This window comes from Tardiphaga sp. 841_E9_N1_2 (assembly GCF_051811065.1).
Lineage (GTDB): Bacteria > Pseudomonadota > Alphaproteobacteria > Rhizobiales > Xanthobacteraceae > Tardiphaga > Tardiphaga robiniae.
On sequence record NZ_JBPWQC010000001.1, the window covers coordinates 1,831,094 to 1,850,412 of the forward strand.

A 19,319-nucleotide genomic window follows, 5' to 3' on the forward strand; every position below is an offset into this window, starting at 1 on the left:
GTTTGCGCCGCTAGGAGCTTTGAAAATCGCTCGTTAATTGTATTGCGAGGCGACTTCCCGCGTTCATTGATTATTTGCTTGCTGTACTCATACTACCCTCGATCGATATCAGGGGGATCATTGCCGTGGACTTCCAGAGCGCCGACGCGTCCGTGGTGAAGTCCATTCGGCAGCGCGATCTGCTGAACTGCTGGCTACGACTCTATGCGCCGCAACAGGCTCTGCCCGATATCGCCAACTATCGCCCGGATCGGATGGACGACGAACGTCCTGATCTCGTCGACTACATTGTTGATCACTGCACGGCACCGCCGCGGCTCATCATCGACAGCAACGGCACCCGCATGGCGAGCGCCTATGGTACCACCGGCAAGGGCCGCTATCTTGACGACTATCTCGGCCCGATCCTCGGTCCTGTCGTGCTGCCGGCCTATCATGAATGTATCGCACGCGAGTTGCCGACTTACACCGTCTCGATGATCGACGATGTCAACGGTCGTGTTGTCGCCTATGAGCGGATGCTGATGCCGTTCTCATCAGGCGATGGCGTCACCCATATCATCGCGTCGCTCAAGACCATCAGCGAGGACGGCGGATTCGAAATCAAAAATCTGATGCGCGGCCATCACAGCGTGCCTGTGCCGAAACTCCGCGCGGTGATCGATCGCAGCCTGTCCTATCGTGCGCCGCACCGGCTCGCAGCCGGCGACGTCGTCGAGATCGACTGATCGCTATTTTACGTCTTTTGCGTAAATCTCCGGCTTGAAACCAACCACAAGCTTGCCGCCAAGATCGAGCACAGGCCGCTTGATCATCGAGGGCTGCTCGAGCATCAGCGCGATTGCCTTGCTCTCGTTCAGACCTTCCTTGGCAGCGTCATCGAGCTTGCGAAACGTGGTGCCGGCGCGATTGAGCAGCGTCTCCCAGCCGACCTCCTTGGCCCAGCGCTGCAGCCGCGCCTTGTCGATGCCTTCGGCCTTGTAGTCATGGAAGCTGTAGGCGACGCCATGGCTGTCGAGCCAGACGCGCGCTTTCTTCATCGTATCGCAATTCTTGATACCGTAGATGGTGATGGCCATGAGATGTCGCCGTGCCTGCCAAGAGTGATCGTCGTTCTCACCTGACTAGCAGATCAGGCAGCAGCGGCTGACAGCAAATCCGCGATCATCCACAGAGGCGGCCGATGATGCTGGGGCCGGCATCATCGGTTTGTCCTCAGATCTCAGGCCGTGCGCCTGCGGTTCGCGAAGATCAACCACAGCGCCGACACCAGGAAATAGAAGGCGCCGAAGCCGGCATAGGGTGCGACGTCCACGATTGTCGGCACTGTGGCGCCGCCCGCCTGCTTGACAAAGAACAGGCCGGCCGCGGTCGACTGCGCGCCGCTCAGGATCATCGCCCACTGCGCGCCGAATGCGCGCCAGCGTCGAACGCCGGTCACGAGTTGCGCGAGGCCCGCCAATGCCGCCCAGACACCGAACACCGCGAGTACGGCATTCATCCCCGTGCGCAAGGCGATGGCCACGGCCAGTGCGGCAATGAGGCTCACCCCCACATTCAGCGCCTGCGAGGGATTGGCCAGCAAGCCGCCGCTGCCCTGGGCATCGAACCAGTTCGCAAGTGCATCCCAAGCGGGATAGCTGACCAGCAGGATGGCGGCGGCCCCGGGCGACGAGAGGCCAACGGTGAAGGCGGCTGCCACCCAGGCTGCCGCGACGATGCCGCGAACGAGGTAATAACGTGCGAGGTCTCCGCTCGCTACGGCCGGCAGGCTGGCGGTTCCCTGTGGGACGGTCATGCTGGTCTCCATCGAAGCTTGGACCGAGCGCTCTCCACCGGACTGGCGGAAGAACCTCGGTCAAATTACATATTGCGATAACTAATATCGCGATATGTTTATTGACTCGAGTAGGCTGCCTTGTCCATATTTATTTATCGCGATATACGTTATTGTGATATCGACGTGAGGAGAGTTGCCGTGGTGCCCGCCGACATTCCGCTGGATCACCAGCTCTGTTTTTCGCTCTACAGCGCCAGCATGGCCATTGGCCGCGCCTACAAGCCGCTGCTCGACGCGCTCGAGATCACCTACCCGCAATATCTCGTGCTGAGCACATTGTGGGAGGGCGGCGCACAGAGCGTCGGCGGCATCGCCGACCGGCTGGCGCTGGAATCGAGCACGGTCACGCCGCTGGTGAAGCGGCTCGAACAGGCCGGCTTCGTCGCGCGCAAGCGCAATCCGGACGATGAGCGGCAGGTCGTCGTCAGCCTCACTGCCAAAGGCACGGCGCTGCGCGAGAAGGCACGCTGCCTCGGCGAGACGTTGTTCGCCGCGGCCGGCATGACGCCGGAACGGCTGATCGCCCTGAACAGCGAGGTCCATGCCTTTCGCGATGCCGTGGCCAACTACACCGGCAAAACAGGCGCGACCGAGGCGGAGACCGCCGACTGACGCGGATGATACGCGACAGGTCGCTTGCGAATCTGTCGTAAGGTACCGGACACATTCAGCGCCGGAGCGACCATGGAGTTCACCGCACTTTTCCTGGCGATCGCCATCACCATGCTCGTCGCATGGTATGGCAGCCGCACGCTCGCATTCTCTCTGTTCGCCGTTGTGCTGATCGCCTGCGTGGCGACCTTCCTGCACCACGCCACCGACGCGCTGAAACTGTCGTTCTGAGGCCATCATGACCTCACATCGCGCTATCGCCCTCAACGTCCTCGCACTCTACGCGCTCGCCGCGCTGCTCGCGGCCGCCTTTACCGCGCAGTTCATTTTGGGCGAACTGCCCTGCCCGCTATGCCTGCTGCAGCGGATCATGTTCGCGCTGCTCGCCATCGGCCCGATCCTCAACATCCGCTTCGGCCCGCGTCCCAGCCACTATGCGTTGTCACTGCTTGCAGCCGTGGTCGGCGCCGCCGTCTCGACGCGGCAGGTGTTGCTTCACATCATGCCCGGCGATCCCGGCTTCGGCACCGCGCTGTTCGGCTATCACTATTACACCTGGGCACTGGTCGGCTTCATCGCAGCCATCATTCTGTTGTCGCTAGTGCTGCTGTTCGACCGGCAATTCGAGAAGACCCCCGCTGCTCACTCGGCGCCCAGTGTCATCGCGCATATTGCCGTCTGGCTCGCGATCGGCCTGACGGCTGCGAACGTCGCCTCGACCTTACTCGAATGCGGCTTCAAGGCCTGCGCGGATGATCCCGTGGTGTATGAGCTGTTGAAGCGATAGCGGCGTCGTTCCCCGCGGGTGCGAGCGACCTTACAAATGCGTTGAGCTGGCACGTCAGGACGACCAACCCGTATTGTCGTAGATCTCTCCGAACGTCTGAACCGCGATACAGGTGACTCCCATCGACTCCAAGAAAAAGAGCTTTCCGGCCTGCCTGTCGTCAGACATATCGTTTTTGTAAACATACCAAGCTGGATAAAAGCGCTCGCGAAACTTCTTGAAGTACTTGGCACGCTCAATCAGAAGCCAGCGGAGAAAGACTTCGTTTTCTTCAAGAGCCAAACCAAAGATGAGCAAGGGCTTATTGAATACAACATGAATCCAGGTATTCGCACCTGCCCAAATGCGACGATCCTTTGCTCCAAAGAGAGGGGCGGCGCCGCTGCGATGAAGCCAAGTCCGGGCTCGCTGAACCGACCCCATATAGTGGCTAAGTCCCAAGCGAATGCTGCGCTTGTATTTTACCATCCCGTTAATGTGCCAAACGCCGAAAGAAGCGCACGGATCAGCGATAGCTGTTTGGCTAAAGTGACACTCCCACGGGTAGTAGCTCGTAAATTTCGGATTTTGCGGACGCCAGAACTGTGCATTGACGGCATCGCTCAACACTTGATCGAAGTTCGTCGTGAGCACTGGAGTACAGTGTCGTACTGCCCAGTTCATGATCTTCCGGTGATGTGGGAGTACATCCCAACCATCCAGGAGCGCACAAAATTGCTCCTGCAGAGCACCGATCTTACTCCCCGACAAGAGCTCCAGCACATCATAAAATTCTGTAAGCGTCGTGCCAAGTGGTACCTCGACAAGCCCGGGCGAGCACTCTTGAGCAATCTCAACGAGCAGCTGATCCCAGGAATTTACACGTTTCGATTCTACGTATCGGTGGATGCCGTTTCCGATGATCAGAGCCAAATTATCGTTGCTCTGCTCAAGCAAGGCGCTGAGGCTGTTGACGGGGTTGTTAGCCACAATTCCTCATGATGCTGTTTCGGCGATAAAACGGCATACCACACTCAGCCTTGCCGCCTGAGTTCTACCCGCTCTCAATCCGAATCTAATGACATCAGAACACGCTTGGCAACGCCCGGCGGCCAATCTAACAACGACGCCATGACTGAGATCACCGCTATTGCCGCCGCCTTCGCTCCGTTCGAAACGCTGGCCTCCTCACTTCTGCATCACATCGAGACCGACGACGGCTCGCATGACGTCGCGCATTTGGCGCGTGTCTGGTCCAATGTCCGCGCCATCCAGAAGGCCGAGGGCGGCGATCCCGAGATCCTGGCGGCAGCGACGCTGCTGCACGACTGCGTCGCCGTCGAGAAGAGCTCACCGCTCCGCGCCAGTGCCTCGCGCCTCGCTGCCGAACACGCGGTGACCCTGCTCGCCCCGTTCGGCTGGACGACCGAGCGGCTGGACCACGTTGCCCATGCCATCGCGGCGCATAGTTTCTCGGCGAAGATCACACCTGAAACGATCGAAGCGCAGATCCTGCAGGATGCGGATCGGCTGGACGCCATGGGCGCCATCGGCATCGCGCGCTGCTTCTACACCGCTGGGCGGATGCAGTCCCTGCTGTACGATCCCGAGGATCCCGCTGCACGCCGTCGCACCTTTGACGATCGCAATTTTGCGATCGACCATCTGCCAGCCAAACTGCTGACGCTCGCGGAAGGCTTCAACACCGCCACCGGCCGACGCATGGCGCAGGAACGCCACGCGCGGACCGAGGCTTTCCTCACGGCGTTTCTGGCCGAGGTCGGCGTTTCGTGACATGGGCGCTTACGGCGCCCACTTCGTGAACACGTAATCCCGCTCCTTCACGCGTGCCTCGTGACACGCAAAGCAGGTTTCGTGCTGCGCCTGATCCACCGGCTTGCCGTCGATGAAGCGGCCGAAGCCCCAGCCGCCTGACGCGGCATACTTCTTCGAATCCTTCACCATCACCTGAACCGTTGTGGCGGCACCGGGGATCGAGGCGGATTCGAATTCAGGCGATTGGGTGTGCTTCCAGGCGAGTTTCACCAGCACTGTGCCATCGGGGAACGGCAGCTTGCCATCCCGATAAGCCTTGACCGCGATGTCGTTGCCGACCACGGCGCGCAATTCATTCAGAGGCTCGGCCTCCTGCGCCGGCGCGATCAACTCCCATTTGCGGTAGCCATCGGGAAGCCCGACGCCGTAGATCGGCGACAGGTTGGCGGGATTGACCGTGTTGGCGGCAAAGGCCGCCAACACCACGGATGACACCACACCTGCCGCGAGGCTCGCTGCAAGAATCCATCGCATCGCCGATCTCCCTCAGCGTGCCATCGCGTCGGCGTCGATGATGGCCTGGGCGAATTCACGCGGTGCTTCCTGCGGCAGGTTGTGACCGATGCCGCCATTCACCGTGCGATGCTCGTACTTGCCGGTGAACTTCTTCGCATAGGCCTTGGGATCGGGATGCGGCGCGCCGTTGGCGTCGCCTTCCATCGTAATGGTCGGCACCGAAATTACTGGCCCCTGCGCCAGCCGCTTCTCCAACTCGTCATACTTCGCCTCGCCTTGGGCGAGTTCGAGCCGCCAGCGATAATTGTGGATGGTAATGGCGACGTGATCGGGATTCTCGAACGCCTTGGCCGAGCGATCATAGGTGGCGTCGTCGAAATTCCACTTCGGCGAGGCCAGCTTCCAGATCAGCTTGGCGAAGTCGTGCCGGTACTTGTCGTAGCCCAGCCGGCCGCGCTCCGTGGTGAAGTAGAACTGGTACCACCATTCCAGTTCAGCCTTCGGCGGCAGCGGCATGCGGTTGCCCTCCTGGCTGCCGATCAGGTAGCCGCTGACGGCGACCAGCGCCTTGACGCGCTCGGGCCAGATCGCAGCCAGAATGTCGGCCGTGCGGCCACCCCAGTCGTAGCCGCCGACCACCGCCTTCTCGATCTTCAGTGCGTCCATGAACGCGACGATGTCGGTGGCAAGCGCTGCCGGCTGGCCATTGCGCACCGTCGCGTCGGAGAGGAAGCGCGTGCCGCCATAGCCGCGCAGATACGGGATGATGACGCGGTAGCCGGCCGAGGCCAGCAGCGGCGCGACATCCACATAGCTATAGATGTCATAGGGCCAGCCGTGCAGCAGCAGCACAACGGGGCCGTTGGCCGGGCCGTCCTCGGCATAGGCGACACTGAGGTCGCCGGCATTGATCTGCTTCAGCGGCTTGAACGACGTATGCGTGCCGCGCTTGATGGCCGGGAGCTGCTTGCCGGCCTTGGCGGCCTGCGCCGCGGCGGAGCCGATGCCGCCGAACTGAGCCGCGGCGATGCCCATGAGCGCCGCGCCCAGCAGGCTGCGGCGGTTGAAGTGACTGGTGTCGCGCTTGTCATTCGTCATGGTGCAGGTCCTCCGGGCAATGACGGTTGAGGCCGTCGATGCGCGGACCATGCCGCGGTACCGGCATCCTCGCTTGAAGATTTCTCCGATTTTCTCTTGAGAAGGCCATGATTTATCGTTGAGACGGGGTGTGCTAGGGGACGCTCCTGCGCACAAGGCCTTGGCGCGACAACAGGTATTGGACCCCCTATCTTGCTGTTCCGGTTCGACGAATTCGTCCTCGACACTGACCGGCGGGAGCTGCGGCGGGGCACGAATACGGTGGCGGTGGAGCCGCAGGTGTTCGATGTGCTAGAATTCCTGATCCGCGCGCGGGACAAGGTCGTCAGCCGCGACGATCTGCTGGCCGAAGTCTGGCACGGCCGCATCGTGTCCGAGGCGACGCTCAGCAGCCGGGTCAACGCGGCCCGCACGGCCATCGGCGACAATGGCGAGCAGCAGCGGCTGATCCGCACTTTACCGCGGAAGGGGTTTCGCTTCGTCGGCGAGGTCATCGAACGGACCGACGGCCCCTCTCCGCTCGTGGTGACGGCGCCCGCAACTGCACTCCTGCCCGCTACCGCCGATCCCGCAGGTCTGTCGATCGCGGTGCTGCCCTTCACCAACATGAGCGCCGACCCCGAGCAGGATTATTTCGGCGACGGTATCGCCGAGGAAATCATCACCGCGCTGTCGCGCTGCAGCGGGCTGTTCGTGATCGCACGCAATTCGTCCTTCACGTACAAGAACAAGCCGGTTGATATCCGAGACGTCGGCCGCACCCTCGGCGTCAACTATGTGCTCGAAGGCAGCGTCCGCCGCGCCGGCGAGCGGCTCCGCATCATCGCGCAATTGATCGACGCCCGCTCCGGCGCGCATCTGTGGGCTGATCGTTTCGATGGCGCCCGCAGCGACGTGTTCGACCTGCAGGACCGCATCACCGAACAAGCCGTCGCCGCCATCGAGCCGACGCTACGCATCGCCGAAATCGAACGGCGCAAGCACAGCCGTCCGAACAAGACCGATGCCTATGACCTGCTGCTGCGCGCCTCCGGATTCGAACACGACTTCACGCCCGAAAGCATGACCGCGGCGCTGGATTGCCTGCATCAGGCTCTGGCCATTGATCCGGCTTACGCGCCCGCGATGGCAGCGGCCGCCTATTGCCATGCGCAGCGACACTTCCAGGGCTGGATCAGCCCGGACGATACTCATCGCGGCGAAGGCCTGGCGCTGGCGCATCGCGCCATCGAGCGGATGCCGAACGATCCGCAGATCCTCTGGATGGCTGCATTTGCGATCTGGAATCTGGCAGAGACGCAGACCGCCAAGGACGCGGCCATTGAGCTGTTCAGCCGCTCCCTCGCGATCAATCCAAACTCCGCCACTGCACTCGCACTGGCCGGATGGATCGAGACCATGCGCGGACAGCAGCAGGCCGGCCGCGCTCTGCTCGACCGTGCGCGTCGCCTGAACCCGCTCGATCCACACGGCTGGTTCGTCTCCGGTGCGCTGGCCATCGCCGCGATCATCGACGAGAACTATGCCGAAGCGATCGCTTGGGCCGATAAAGCCTTGCTGCAGAACCGGCGTTTCGCCGTCGCACTCCGCGCGCTCGCCGTGGCACTCGTGAAAACCGGCGCGCACGAACGCGCCGCGCAGGTGGTCGAGGAACTGCTGACCATCGAGCCGGAGCTGACGGTCTCCGCCTTCTTTGCGCGCATCCCGGTCCCCGTCGAATCCATGGCGAAGACCTATGCGGATGCGCTGAAGGCCGCGGGGCTGCCGGAATGAGTATCCGCCCTATCGTCCGCTATCCCGACCCGCGTCTCGCGCAGCCGGCCGCTGATGTCACCGTGTTTGACGATGCGCTGCGCGCGCTCGCTGACGATCTGCGCGACACCATGCATGCCGCTCCCGGCATCGGCATCACCGCGCCGCATATCGGCGTGCTGCTGCGCGTGGTCGTGCTCGATCTCGATCCCGTCAATGGCGCCCACACCTACGTCAATCCGGAGATCGCATGGGCCTCGCCCGAACTGATCATGCATCAGGAAGGCAGTGTCTCGATGCCTGGCGTGACTGACGACATCCAACGTCATGCTCGTATCCGACTCGCCTATCAGGATATCGACGGCAATACACAGCTCGAAGAGTCCGACGGCCTGCGTGCGGTCTGCCATCAACACGAGATCGACCAGCTGAACGGCATGTTCTGGATCCAGCGCCTGTCGCGCCTCAAGCGCGAGCGGCTGATCAAGCGATTCGAGAAGTTGTCGCGCGCCTGAAGCGCGCGACAGCCGTCACGTCCGCCACTGCGATTGGCGGCATCGGCCGGATATCAGCCTGAGCCAAGGCACGGTATGGAACAAACTCATCAGGGCATACATCACCGCCATTCCACTCCACGGTGATGAGCGCGACGTTGAACAGAGCAGGTCCGGCGAACTGCCATCGAGCACACCCGTCAGCAGCGCCATCAATGCGAAGGCCGGTGCGGCCGCAAGGCATAGCCAATCGGCGGCCGGCGCAAGGCTACTCATTTTCCAGCGATAGGCCTTCGCACGATCCATGACGTCGTCGATGGCGCTACTCATCGGTCTTCCGGAATGTCGCCTCGCCGGCGTCCGAGACCTCGACCCATTTCTTGTCGGGTGCAGCGCCGGCGACATAGTTGTCGTGCCAGTTCCACCATTTGTAGGTCGGAGTCTGCGGATAGCCTTCGGGCGAGTCCTCCCAGACCTCCTGGCGGCCGAGCGGCGTCGCGTCGAGATAGCTCCAGGTGGTCCCCATCGCCTCGTCGCCGCGGCTGTTGATGAAATAGGTGCGGAACACGCGATCGCCGTCGCGGAAGAATACGTTGTGGCCGTGCCACTCGTCGACGCCGAAGTCGGCGTCGAAACTGTCCTTGATGGTAACCCAGGGCATCTCCCAACCCATCCGCATCTTCAGGCGCCCGATATCCGCCTGCGGTGCCCGCGAGGCATAGACGAGCGTGGTATCGCGGGCATTCAGATGCGCGAGGTGGGCGACCTGATCGGCCCCCAGCGAACAGCCGCGGCAGGCGTGATCTGGCCAGCCGAACACGCCGGGCTCGAAGAAGGCGCGGTAGACGATCAACTGACGGCGGCCGTCGAACAGGTCGAGCAAGCTGGCTTGGCCATCGGGCCCTTCGAACGCATAGGCCTTATTCACTTCCATCCACGGCATCCGCCGGCGCTCGGCAGCGAGCGCGTCGCGCGCCCGCATGACAGCCTTCTCCTTCAGGAGCATGTCCGTTCGCGCAGCCTCCCATGCCTGCGGTGACACAATCGGTGGTGTTTTCATCGGTGCCGTCATGGTCTTCTCTCCACTTTCGTCCATCGTCATGCGCTGCCGGCACGACTTGCCGGTTGATCGTCGTGAGGTAGATTAGGATCCGGCAATGGACGGGTGGGAGTGACAAGTGTGGCGGGATTTGAATGGACTCCCTGATCACCGCCGCAGGTCATGCGCTCGCGGCGGGTGATCCGCTCGGTGCCCTGAAGCGTGTTGCATTGCGTGATGACGCGCCGGCACTCGCGCTGCGCGGCATCGCAATGGCACAACTCGGCGATTTCGCACGCGCGAAGAATCTCGTGAAACGAGCCGCGCGCGCCTTCGGTGCGAAGGAGCCCGTGGCACGTGCGCGGTGCATCGTCGCCGAGGCCGAGATCGCCCTCGTCTCGCGCGATCTGAACTGGCCCAGCAAGGCGCTCGACGCCGCACGGCTCACACTCGACGCCCACGGCGATCATGTGAATGCGGCCTATGGCGGCTATCTCGACGTCAGGCGCCTTCTCCTGATCGGACGTCTCGACGAAGCCGAGCGAAAGCTCGGCGCGCTCGATCCCGCGCCTCTGCCACCCGCCTTGCGTACGGCGCACGCGCTGGTCGTAGCCGGCATCGCGATGCGCCGCCTGCAGGCGAAAAAGTCCCGCGCCGCCCTTGCCAACGCGCAGCGCGCCGCCAAGCTCGCTGCAATCCCGGCACTCACTGCCGAGGTCGACATGGCGTCCCGACTTCTCGATGCTCCCGCTGCGCGTCTGATCGCACGCGGCGGCCAACGCGTGTTGCTGCTCGACGATGTCGAGGCGCTGCAGAATTCGAAAGCCATCGTCATCGATGCGTGCCGGCATGTCATCCGCTGTCAGAAAACAGAGCTGTCGCTGGCGACCCGGCCCGTCCTGTTCGCCCTCGCCCGCGCACTCGGCGAAGCATGGCCTGCGGATGTTTCGCGCGAAACGCTGCTGGCGCGCGCATTCCGCGCCAGACATGCCGATGACTCCCATCGCGCGCGGCTCCGCGTCGAGATGGGACGACTGCGCAAACTGCTTGCGCCGCTGGCCGAGGTGAACGCGACCAAGCCCGGTTTTGCGCTGGTACTGCGCCGCGCCCGCGACGTCGTCGTGCTGGCGCGGCCGGTCGAGGAAGAACACGCCGCAGTGCTCGCGCTTCTCGCCGATGGAGAAGCCTGGTCGAGCTCTGCATTGGCGCTGGCGCTCGGCACCAGCCAGCGCAGCGTTCAGCGGGCACTCGACGAACTGGCGGTGGAGAATAAGGTGCAGCCGCTCGGTCGCGGTCGAGCACGCCGCTGGACGTCGCCATCCCTGCCAGGACTCGCGACGATGTTGTTACTCCCGCCGCCGCTGCCGGATCACTAGGGTCATCGTCACATCATCAAGGAGAGTTACATGACCAACTCAGCAGCCGAAATCATCCGCGAATATGGCCCCTTCGAGGGTGTCGACGGCGTGCACGGCGTCACCTATGACGGCACGCAGGTCTGGTTCGCATCCGGCGACAAACTCCACGCACTCGATCCCGCAAGCGGCAAGACGGTGCGCGCCATCGACGTCGCCGCTCATGCCGGCACGGCATTCGACGGCAAGCATCTGTTCCAGATCGCCGAGGACCGTATCCAGAAGATCGATCCGGCGACCGGCCGCGTGCTGAATACCATCCCTGCGCCCGGCGGCGGTGCCGACTCCGGCATGGCCTGGGCCGAAGGCACGCTGTGGGTAGGACAATATCGCGAGCGCAAGATTCACCAGATCGATCCCGACACTGGAAAGATCCTGCGCACCATCGAGAGCAACCGCTTCGTCACCGGCGTCACCTGGGTGGACGGCGAACTCTGGCACGGCACCTGGGAAAACGACGAGAGCGACATCAGGCGCGTCGATCCGCAAACCGGCGAAGCGCTGGAGAAGCTCGCACTGCCGGCAGGCAGTGGCGTCTCCGGCCTCGAGTCAGATGGTGCCGATCAGTTCTTCGCCGGCGGCGGAGCCAGCGGCAAGGTACGCGCGATCAGGCGGCCGAAGCGGAAGTGATCGGTAGCGTGAGCCGCGTCCCGTCGCGGCTCACTTCTTCCCCTGCGGATAGATCGTCTCGCCCTTCTTCAGCATCTCGACGAAGGCCGCAATCCGCTTCTTGCGGCCGGCTTCGGTCTTCATGTTGTGGACCCGAAATGCCAGCGAGAAGCGGTTCTGGGCGCTGAGCTTAGCCAGCATCGCACGGGCTTTCGGCTCGGCGTCGATCGCGGCCTGCAGATCGGCGGGGATCGCCATGTCCTTGCCGCTGCCATAGGCGCGATCCCAGCGGCCATCGGCCTTCGCCGCCTCAACATGGACAAGGCCGTGCTCGGTCATGCGCTCCTCCTCGACGAGGCGCGCAATGTTGTCGACATTGATCTTGCTCCAGACGCTCTTTTTGCCGCGCGGCGAATAGCGCTGCAGAAAGCTCGTCTCGTCCAGTCCCTTGCGGATGCCGTCGATCCAGCCCCAGCACAGCACGACATCAATCGCCTCCTTCGGCGTGATCGATGCGAGGCCGGATTTCAGCTTGTGAATCTTGATCCAGACCTCACCGGCCTTGTCGTGGTTCTTGCCGAGCCATTTATAGAAGGCGTCAGCGTTCTTAAACTCGCGCACATTCGCGGGATCGACTTTGACGGGTGCCATGCTCTGTCCTGACCGCTGCGCGCTGCGTTAGCGCGCGTCCAGCCCCATCTGCCAGAAATCAGCTTCCAGCCGCGACGCCTGGCCAAACAATTTGGCGAGCTCCGTAAAGCGCCGCTCGGTCATCGCACGCGCGGCGAGATCGTCGAGATGGCGGCGCGCTTTCACCGCGATATCCTGATAGGCCTCGCCGGCATATTCGCCGATCCATTCGCGATACGGATGATCGCCAAGTGCATCGGCACCGTCCGGCGCGAGCTTCTTGCCTATCTCGGCGTAACCGATCACGCAGGGCGCCAGCGCCACATGCAGGTCGAGCAGATCGCCGGCGGCGCCGCAATCCAGCACGAAGCGCGTATAGGCCACCGTCGCCTGCAGCTCGGGCGCAGCCTCGATATCGGCCGGCGACAATCCCCACCTCCCGCACAGTTTTACGTGAAGCTCCATCTCGCCGAGAATGGCCGCAAGTCCGCCTTGGGCCGCCTTCATGTCGTCAAGCGAGCGGCTCTTGTACGTCGCCAGCGCATAGGCGCGCGCGAACTGGATCAGGAACAGATAGTCTTGCACCAGATAGGTGCGAAACGCGGGCTCAGGCAGCGTGCCGGCGCCGAGTTGGCGGACGAAACTATGATCGACATAGCTGGACCAGTCATCGGCCGCAGCGGATTTGAGACGATCAAAAATATCCATGCGCATTCCAATTCACGCGTTCATCCGTCGACTGCCCTGCGTTGCTCTACGCCACTTTGTGGCATAGGGCAGCACGAACATATAGAGACCGCTGAACATCAACAGAAACAGCGGTGGCAGCGGCGAGAAGGTCACGCAGGCTGGCGGCTCGCCAAATCCGCGGACAGCGAAATTGGCGATGACCGTCACGGTGAAGGCCAGCGAGAGCCAGCGGTGTGCGTATCTGATCCATAGGCTCATGTTGAGTAACCCTCAGTGCAAATACGGAAGTGGCGTGAGATTCTGTGTCGGCCGAATTCAGTCCAGTCGCGCCAGAAGCTGCTCCATCGACGCCAGGAAGCGCGGCCATCCGAACTTGGCGCCCTGATAGGCTTGCTCCTGATCCGGTCGGAAGCCGATCTGCTCCATCCGCAGCAGCGTCCCGTTGCTCGAAGGTGTAAGGGTCCAGGTCACGACACTCTCGAGACCCAAGGCCTCCCACGTGTAAGCGAGCTTTTGGTTCGGCTCGACTTCCGTGACCCGGCAAGCGACCACGCCCCAGTTTGCGCTCAGATCAAAACGATGCCCGATGACGGGCTTGAAATCGTTTTTCATCAGCCACTCAGCGATCAGATGCGGCTGGGTCAGCGCGCGCCAGAGCTTTTCCGGCGCGTGGCCAAATTCCCGCTCGACGACGACAGAACGTGTTTCGGCTGCAGTATTGGTCAATTGTCCATCCTCTTCAGCAGTTGTTCGAGATCGCCGAACCGGCTCTCCCAGAACCCGGCCATCTGGCTGGTCCAGTCGAGCAGCGGCGCCAGGGCCGCCGGTTGCGATCGATAATGTGTCTGACGGCCGCTCTGGCGATCGAGCACCAGCCCCGCCTGCTTCAGCACGCCGAGATGTTTGGAGACCGCCGGCTGCGAGACGCCGGCTTGCGCGGTCAGTGCCGCGACGGTCTGCTCCCCGTCACGGCAGAGCCGTTCGAAGATCGCGCGCCGGGTCGGATCGGCGAGCGTCTTGAAGAGCACATCGAAGGTGTTCGGCATCGCAATCCATAACCCGTCAGCTATCGATTAGATCAATAACCGGCGAGCTATGGATTGGTCAAGCGCAAATTGGATGGAAGGGAGTTTTCGGGATCGCGCAAAGCGCGGGCGTCGTCCGAGGCGGCCGATCTACTTGCCGTCGTCGAGGCTTACCAGCACCGCCGCATTGGCGATGAGGATGCCGTCGCCGCCGCTCTCGGCCGGAATATCGAGACCGCCTTTGACTGCGGTCACGGTCACAGTGCCGTAAGGCAATTCCTTCGCGACCGCCGCCGTGTCGACGTCGTCCGGATTCGGCACCGCGATGGTCACATCGACGAACATGTCATGCGGCGTCTTGCCGACCATCCGGAAGAAGCCAACGCTGGAATGCCGGATTGCATCGGAGACCGCGCGCTTCGCAGCCTTGGTGGCATCGCGACCGTGAACGTCGACGCCCATGCCCATCTCGGTGATACAGCGCACACGTGCCATTCATTGCCCTCTTCGCTCATCCAGAATTGTGTCGATGCCGAGTTAAGCAATCTCGCGCGACTTACACCAGCCGTCTGCTCGCCAGTTGCAATCAGCGACCAGCCAATGTGCAACCCCGGCTGCGGCGGAATTCTGCCGAGCGCACGGACGGTGACCAATTCACTGCCCTGCGTCTTGGCGATGAACATGCTCTTGGTCGCATAGTGGTTCGCATCGATGGTGACCGTTCCAGTCGGCGACGGGATGGTGAGCCCTGCCAGTGCATCCACGATCGCTTCCTTGTCGACACGGCCCACTTTCTCGATCGCAGCCTTGAGCGCGATCAGCGTGTTGTAGTGGGTCATGACATAGTTCGACACCAGCACGTCATTGCCGGCTGAGGCCCGCACCCTGGCGACGAACGCCTTCATCTCCGGCGCGTCGCTGGTCGCCAGCGACGGCACGACGGTGATCATGTTCTGGCCCTTGCCCTTGAAGATGCCGAGATCAATCTCGGACAATCCCAGGAATGCAACCGTGGTCTCCTTGAACAAGCCCTGATCATCGGCCTGCCGGATGAAATCGATGCCGTCACCCTTCAGCGCGAACAGCAGCACCTTCGGTTTGGCCCCCGCCACCTGCTTGATCAGCGGCGTGAAGTCCGTCTCGGTCCCCTGCGTATATTGCGTGCCGACGATGGTGCCGCCGAGCTTCTCGATCAGCGGCTTGGCGATATCGAACATCTGGTGCGGCCAGACGCGATCGGCGCCGAGCAGGAAATAGGTGTTGCCGACAGCCTCGTTCACATAGGGCAGCAACTGGCCGAGATCCTGGTTCGGCACCGTGCTTAACGAGAAGATGTAGCGGCTGCATGTACCGCCTTCGAAATTGGTGGCGTAGAGCAGCGGCGTCTTCGTGCTCTCGGCAAGGGGCCTGATCGCATTGAAGTTGGCCGAGGTGACAGGGCCGATAACCGCCACGACGCCGCTGTCGATCACCGACCGCATCGCGCTCTCGGCGGAGGCCGGCCGGGTCTTGTCATCGACATAGATGACCTCGAGCGGCCTGCCGAAAATGCCACCCGCCGCGTTGATCTCCCTGGCAGCGAGATCGAGCCCGAGTTTTGCTTGCTCACCATAAAGTTCGACACCGCCGGAAAACGGCAGCACCGCGCCGACACGGATGGGATCCGCCGCCAGCACTGCGGAGCCAAGCGCCAAAGGCCCTAGCAGGAATGCGAGCGTCATGACTCGTGCGACAAGTAATTTCATGCGCGCTTCCCTCTGCCATGAGCTGCGCGGTCGGCGCACCTGGACTCGCGGTCATGATTGCCCCGGAAAGATCGCAGCGCGCAAGAGCCGATCAAGACTCTGCCTGCTCAGGGCAACGCGGTCGACCTGGGCACGGGTACAGCAGGCGCGGGAGCGTCAGTGACTGGCGCGACAGGCAGCGGGGTTTCAGTTACGTCCGTTACGGGAGCGGCAGCCACGGGCGCGACACTATCAGGGACAATCGACACAGGTGCTCCAGCAACAGGAGCCGGCGTGATTGCCACTGGCGCACCTGCTGCAGGAGCGTCGCGAGCCACAGGGACAGGCGCAACCACCGGAGGGACTGCGGCATCGATCATCGGCTTGCAGAGCATCACGGCCGCAGCCGCTGAGGTCAATGCCGCCAGACTCTGGAGCTCCGGCGCTTGTCGGGAGTCCCCTGCCACGGCGGCCGCTTCGTCGCGAAGCCTGGCGTTGCAGTCGCAGTTAGGAATGCCGCTCGCCGGTGTGCAGGCATCGTGATTCATGCAGGCGAGATCGAGGGCATCGATGGGCGGTTTGCCCGGCCGGTTGCCGGCACCGCAGTAATTGCCATGAATCAGCGTCGCGCCGTCAGTGGCGACAGCCGGATTGCTGCGCGCGGCCCGCGCGCCAGACGCCCGCTCCTGCGCATACAGAGGCGCCGTTGCGACGACGATGCATGACATCGACAGCGCCGCACACCAGCAGCGCAGCCACGGAGCGATGGACAAGGGTTTTATCATTCTGGAGGGGTCCGCCTGGCGCCGACGGAAGATGTCGGCCGCCAAGCATACGCCCAACCTGCCCCAAGGTTCCCGACCGGGTTCCCTCGGGTTCCACGAACCCTGATGGTCAGCCCGCCATCAGTTCCGTCGCCAGCGCCACATAGGCCGGCAGCGTTACCGGATCGTTGGCGGCATTACCGGCGACCGGATGCGAGGCATAGCGCGCGATCACCATCTCGGCCTTCGGATCGATATAGAGCCCCTGCCCGTAGACGCCGCGTGCCATATAGGCGCCGTGTTCATTATGGGTCACCCACCACTGGTTGCGATAGGACGCGCCAGGCAGCGTGGTGTAGCCGGCCGGCTTGAACTTGGCGGGATCGGCGCCGCGTTCGATGTCCTCGACCACTGCGCTAGGCACGATCTGGCGGCCATTGAAGCGCCCGTGATTGCGCATCACCTCGCCGAAGCGCGCGAGATCGCGCAGCGTCGTCGACAGCCCGCCGCCACCGCTCTCGGTGCCAATGCGGTCGACGTGATAATGCGCGTCCTCCTCCGCCCCCATCGGCGCCCAGATGCGCTCCGACAACAGATCGGACAGCGTCATGCCGCTGGCACGGCGGACGATCCAGGCCAGCACGTCGGTGTTGACGGTCTTGTAGGCGAAGGCCTTGCCATGCTCGCCCTGCTTCTGCTGCGTGCAGAGAAAGGCGAAGATGTCGCTCGCGCCTTCGTAATCCGGAGGGATCGGCGCCATGCCATTGGCGCGCCGCAGCCCCCACACATCGGAATTCTTGTCGGTATAGACCTCGGTGTATTTGAGCCCCGTGGTCATATCCATGACTTCATGCACGCGCGCATCACCAAAGGCCGTGGCCTTCAACTCCGGCACATAGTCGGTGACCGACGCCTGCGGATCGATCTTGCCTTCGGCTACCAGAATGCCGGCCAGCGTGCCGGTAAACGACTTGGTCACCGACATCGCAATATGCGGCTTGTGCGGCTTCAGCGCGCCCGCATAGCGCTCGTAAATCAGTTTGCCCTTGTGCAGCACCGCGATGCCATCGGCATAGGTCTCGTCAAACATTTTTGCGAAGGTCATCGGCCGGCCGTCCATCGTGACTGATTTGGACGCACCAATGTCACGCTCCGCGCGCGGCAGCGCCGATGCCGGCCCCGCGCCGCGCCAGACATTCACCGTCGGCACCAGCTGGCGGACATTGCTCCAGGCCCAGCGCAGCTCGGGAAAGTTGCGGAACGAGCCGTTGTGAAACTGAATGAGCTTGTCCTGCGCCGGCGGAAAGCCCTTCATCCAGCCGAGCGTCTCGGGATCGGTCTCGGCGGCGGTGGGGACGTGGTTCGGTACAGGCGCGTCAGACATGAAGGGGCTCCGGTAAGGCGGCAAGTAAGTTGGTCGTAACATGCGAGGCGGCGGGACACATCAAACACAACAGCCGGGCTGCATTCGGCAACTGCATGTCGCAAGTTCGCTCAAGGCAGTCAGCCCAGATTGACGCATGTGCCCCGAACACTTCAGCCGAGCCACAAAACCCGATACTCGGGCTTCATGGGACCAACAGCAGCTTGCCGGTCGTTTTGCGATTCTCCATGTCAGCGTGAGCCTTCGCTGCGTCCGCTAAGCGGTACTCTCCGCCGATGTGGAGCTTGAGCTCTCCCGTCGCGATCCAGTTGAACAGCCGCTCCGAACGCGCGCGCAGCAGTTCGGGCGTGTGGATGTGATCGAAGAAGGTCGCATAGCCGATCTTGATGCTCTTCGGCAGGCTCATGATGTCGAGCGGTCCCGGCCCACCAAGCACCGGGCCATACCAGCAGAACGTACCAGACCGACGCAGCACATCGAGCGAGCCCTGGAAGGTCGTCGGCCCGGAGCCGTCATAGACGACGTGCACGCCCTGGCCGTCGGTCAGGCGTAGCGCCTCCTCGGCAAACCGGCCTTCGGTATCGATGATCACATGGTCGGCGCCAGCTTCCCTGGCTGCAGCGACCTTCTCCTGCGACGATACACGTCCGATGACATGGCCGCCCCGCAATTTGATGATCTGGGTCAGCAGCAGTCCCACGCCGCCCGCCGCCGCATGGACGAAGGCGATGTCGCCGCGCTGCACCGGATAGAAGTCCGTGGCGAAATGGCTGGCAGTGAGACCCTGCATCATCACCGACGCAGCGGTGCGATCATCGATCGCGTCAGGAATCGGCACCAGCGACGCGACAGGAATCGCGATCCGCTCCGCATAACTTCCGGGCGCGTAAACCCAGGCGACGCGCTGGCCGGGCTCGATGCCTTCGACACCATCCCCGACTGCCAGCACACGCCCCACCCCCTCGACGCCCAAAATCTTGGGATTCGGAACCTCGGTCCAAGCCATGCCCTGACGCACGCCGATGTCCATGAAGTTCACCCCTGCCAAGACGACCTCAACCAGCGCCTCGCCCGGTCCAGCCAGAGGGTCCGGACGTTCGACATATTCCAGCACCTCGCGACCGCCCGTTCCGGTCATCACAACAGCTCTCATCACTTGCTCCTTTATTGAACGATCGTTCCTAA

At 62.8% G+C, this 19,319-nt stretch carries 25 protein-coding genes and 1 pseudogene; 9 read left to right on the plus strand and 17 right to left on the minus strand.

Annotated features, from left to right (window positions below):
• Positions 1-125: 125 nt before the first annotated feature.
• Positions 126-728, plus strand: coding sequence for a hypothetical protein (locus tag AB8A50_RS08755; protein ID WP_089263894.1), 603 nt, complete (start codon positions 126-128; stop codon positions 726-728).
• 3 nt (positions 729-731) lie between these two features.
• Here the strand turns inward: AB8A50_RS08755 and AB8A50_RS08760 are convergent, their stop codons facing one another.
• The gene (locus AB8A50_RS08760) at positions 732-1,079 is read right to left on the minus strand and encodes an ArsC family reductase (RefSeq protein ID WP_120292243.1); all 348 of its coding nucleotides are present in this window, start codon (positions 1,077-1,079) and stop codon (positions 732-734) included.
• 143 nt (positions 1,080-1,222) lie between these two features.
• Positions 1,223-1,798, minus strand: a complete 576-nt coding sequence (locus AB8A50_RS08765) for a DUF308 domain-containing protein (protein WP_439077425.1) — start codon at positions 1,796-1,798, stop codon at positions 1,223-1,225.
• Positions 1,799-1,963: 165 nt separating this feature from the next.
• Here AB8A50_RS08765 and AB8A50_RS08770 point away from each other — a divergent pair, with 165 nt between their 5' ends.
• From AB8A50_RS08770 to AB8A50_RS08780, 3 genes are all read left to right on the plus strand, one after another.
• Positions 1,964-2,452 (plus strand): MarR family winged helix-turn-helix transcriptional regulator, encoded by a 489-nt coding sequence (locus tag AB8A50_RS08770; RefSeq protein WP_439077426.1) that lies wholly within the window; start codon positions 1,964-1,966, stop codon positions 2,450-2,452.
• A 72-nt stretch (positions 2,453-2,524) separates the two neighbouring features.
• A complete protein-coding gene (locus AB8A50_RS08775; RefSeq protein WP_176454532.1) occupies positions 2,525-2,683 on the plus strand; it encodes a DUF5993 family protein in 159 nt (52 codons plus the stop codon).
• Positions 2,684-2,690: 7 nt separating this feature from the next.
• Positions 2,691-3,239, plus strand: coding sequence for a disulfide bond formation protein B (locus AB8A50_RS08780; protein ID WP_439077427.1), 549 nt, complete (start codon positions 2,691-2,693; stop codon positions 3,237-3,239).
• A gap of 54 nt (positions 3,240-3,293) precedes the next feature.
• On the opposite strand, the gene AB8A50_RS08785 is transcribed toward AB8A50_RS08780, so the two are convergent.
• Positions 3,294-4,208 (minus strand): hypothetical protein, encoded by a 915-nt coding sequence (locus AB8A50_RS08785; RefSeq protein ID WP_439077428.1) that lies wholly within the window; start codon positions 4,206-4,208, stop codon positions 3,294-3,296.
• A 141-nt stretch (positions 4,209-4,349) separates the two neighbouring features.
• Here AB8A50_RS08785 and AB8A50_RS08790 point away from each other — a divergent pair, with 141 nt between their 5' ends.
• Positions 4,350-5,012 (plus strand): HD domain-containing protein, encoded by a 663-nt coding sequence (locus AB8A50_RS08790; protein ID WP_439077429.1) that lies wholly within the window; start codon positions 4,350-4,352, stop codon positions 5,010-5,012.
• Between the two features lie 9 nt (positions 5,013-5,021).
• Here the strand turns inward: AB8A50_RS08790 and AB8A50_RS08795 are convergent, their stop codons facing one another.
• Both AB8A50_RS08795 and AB8A50_RS08800 read right to left on the minus strand, forming a co-directional pair.
• Positions 5,022-5,528, minus strand: a complete 507-nt coding sequence (locus AB8A50_RS08795; RefSeq protein WP_439077430.1) for a cytochrome P460 family protein — start codon at positions 5,526-5,528, stop codon at positions 5,022-5,024.
• A 12-nt stretch (positions 5,529-5,540) separates the two neighbouring features.
• A complete protein-coding gene (locus AB8A50_RS08800; RefSeq protein WP_439079946.1) occupies positions 5,541-6,545 on the minus strand; it encodes an alpha/beta fold hydrolase in 1,005 nt (334 codons plus the stop codon).
• A gap of 255 nt (positions 6,546-6,800) precedes the next feature.
• Here AB8A50_RS08800 and AB8A50_RS08805 point away from each other — a divergent pair, with 255 nt between their 5' ends.
• Positions 6,801-8,381 (plus strand): winged helix-turn-helix domain-containing tetratricopeptide repeat protein, encoded by a 1,581-nt coding sequence (locus AB8A50_RS08805; RefSeq protein WP_439077431.1) that lies wholly within the window; start codon positions 6,801-6,803, stop codon positions 8,379-8,381.
• Positions 8,378-8,875 carry a peptide deformylase gene (locus AB8A50_RS08810; RefSeq protein WP_439077432.1) on the plus strand — a complete coding sequence of 166 codons (498 nt, stop codon included), beginning with the start codon at positions 8,378-8,380 and terminating at the stop codon, positions 8,873-8,875. The genes AB8A50_RS08805 and AB8A50_RS08810 overlap by 4 nt, the downstream gene beginning before the upstream one ends.
• 15 nt (positions 8,876-8,890) lie before the next feature.
• Here AB8A50_RS08810 and AB8A50_RS08815 read toward each other — a convergent pair whose 3' ends face one another.
• Both AB8A50_RS08815 and AB8A50_RS08820 read right to left on the minus strand, forming a co-directional pair.
• A complete protein-coding gene (locus tag AB8A50_RS08815; protein WP_439077433.1) occupies positions 8,891-9,184 on the minus strand; it encodes a hypothetical protein in 294 nt (97 codons plus the stop codon).
• Positions 9,177-9,926 carry a DUF899 domain-containing protein gene (locus tag AB8A50_RS08820; protein ID WP_439077434.1) on the minus strand — a complete coding sequence of 250 codons (750 nt, stop codon included), beginning with the start codon at positions 9,924-9,926 and terminating at the stop codon, positions 9,177-9,179. Before AB8A50_RS08820 ends, AB8A50_RS08815 begins: the two co-directional genes overlap by 8 nt.
• A 122-nt stretch (positions 9,927-10,048) precedes the next feature.
• Between AB8A50_RS08820 and AB8A50_RS08825 the strand changes: the two genes are divergently transcribed.
• Both AB8A50_RS08825 and AB8A50_RS08830 read left to right on the plus strand, forming a co-directional pair.
• Positions 10,049-11,269, plus strand: a complete 1,221-nt coding sequence (locus AB8A50_RS08825; RefSeq protein WP_439077435.1) for a helix-turn-helix domain-containing protein — start codon at positions 10,049-10,051, stop codon at positions 11,267-11,269.
• A 30-nt stretch (positions 11,270-11,299) separates the two neighbouring features.
• Positions 11,300-11,938 carry a Vgb family protein gene (locus AB8A50_RS08830; RefSeq protein ID WP_439058667.1) on the plus strand — a complete coding sequence of 213 codons (639 nt, stop codon included), beginning with the start codon at positions 11,300-11,302 and terminating at the stop codon, positions 11,936-11,938.
• A 30-nt stretch (positions 11,939-11,968) separates the two neighbouring features.
• On the opposite strand, the gene AB8A50_RS08835 is transcribed toward AB8A50_RS08830, so the two are convergent.
• From AB8A50_RS08835 to AB8A50_RS08880, 10 genes and pseudogenes are all read right to left on the minus strand, one after another.
• Positions 11,969-12,568, minus strand: coding sequence for a YdeI/OmpD-associated family protein (locus AB8A50_RS08835; protein WP_439077436.1), 600 nt, complete (start codon positions 12,566-12,568; stop codon positions 11,969-11,971).
• A 27-nt stretch (positions 12,569-12,595) separates the two neighbouring features.
• Entirely contained in the window at positions 12,596-13,255 is a 660-nt protein-coding gene (locus tag AB8A50_RS08840) for a TenA family protein (RefSeq protein WP_439064101.1), read from the minus strand.
• 12 nt (positions 13,256-13,267) lie between these two features.
• Positions 13,268-13,495 carry a hypothetical protein gene (locus AB8A50_RS08845; RefSeq protein ID WP_439064102.1) on the minus strand — a complete coding sequence of 76 codons (228 nt, stop codon included), beginning with the start codon at positions 13,493-13,495 and terminating at the stop codon, positions 13,268-13,270.
• 57 nt (positions 13,496-13,552) lie between these two features.
• Positions 13,553-13,963, minus strand: coding sequence for an SRPBCC family protein (locus AB8A50_RS08850; RefSeq protein WP_320444461.1), 411 nt, complete (start codon positions 13,961-13,963; stop codon positions 13,553-13,555).
• Positions 13,960-14,283 (minus strand): ArsR/SmtB family transcription factor, encoded by a 324-nt coding sequence (locus AB8A50_RS08855; RefSeq protein ID WP_439077437.1) that lies wholly within the window; start codon positions 14,281-14,283, stop codon positions 13,960-13,962. The genes AB8A50_RS08850 and AB8A50_RS08855 overlap by 4 nt, the downstream gene beginning before the upstream one ends.
• Positions 14,284-14,412: 129 nt before the next feature.
• Entirely contained in the window at positions 14,413-14,757 is a 345-nt protein-coding gene (locus AB8A50_RS08860; RefSeq protein ID WP_439072073.1) for a Lin0512 family protein, read from the minus strand.
• 176 nt (positions 14,758-14,933) lie between these two features.
• Positions 14,934-16,007 (minus strand): annotated as a pseudogene (locus AB8A50_RS08865) (ABC transporter substrate-binding protein); the annotation flags it as partial.
• Positions 16,008-16,114: 107 nt separating this feature from the next.
• Complete coding sequence (locus tag AB8A50_RS08870; RefSeq protein WP_439077438.1) at positions 16,115-16,759, minus strand: hypothetical protein; 645 nt, start codon at positions 16,757-16,759, stop codon at positions 16,115-16,117.
• A gap of 121 nt (positions 16,760-16,880) precedes the next feature.
• On the minus strand, positions 16,881-18,134 hold the full coding sequence (locus AB8A50_RS08875; protein ID WP_439077439.1) for a serine hydrolase domain-containing protein: 1,254 nt from the start codon (positions 18,132-18,134) through the stop codon (positions 16,881-16,883).
• 184 nt (positions 18,135-18,318) lie between these two features.
• Complete coding sequence (locus AB8A50_RS08880; protein ID WP_439077440.1) at positions 18,319-19,287, minus strand: quinone oxidoreductase family protein; 969 nt, start codon at positions 19,285-19,287, stop codon at positions 18,319-18,321.
• Positions 19,288-19,319 lie beyond the last annotated feature (32 nt).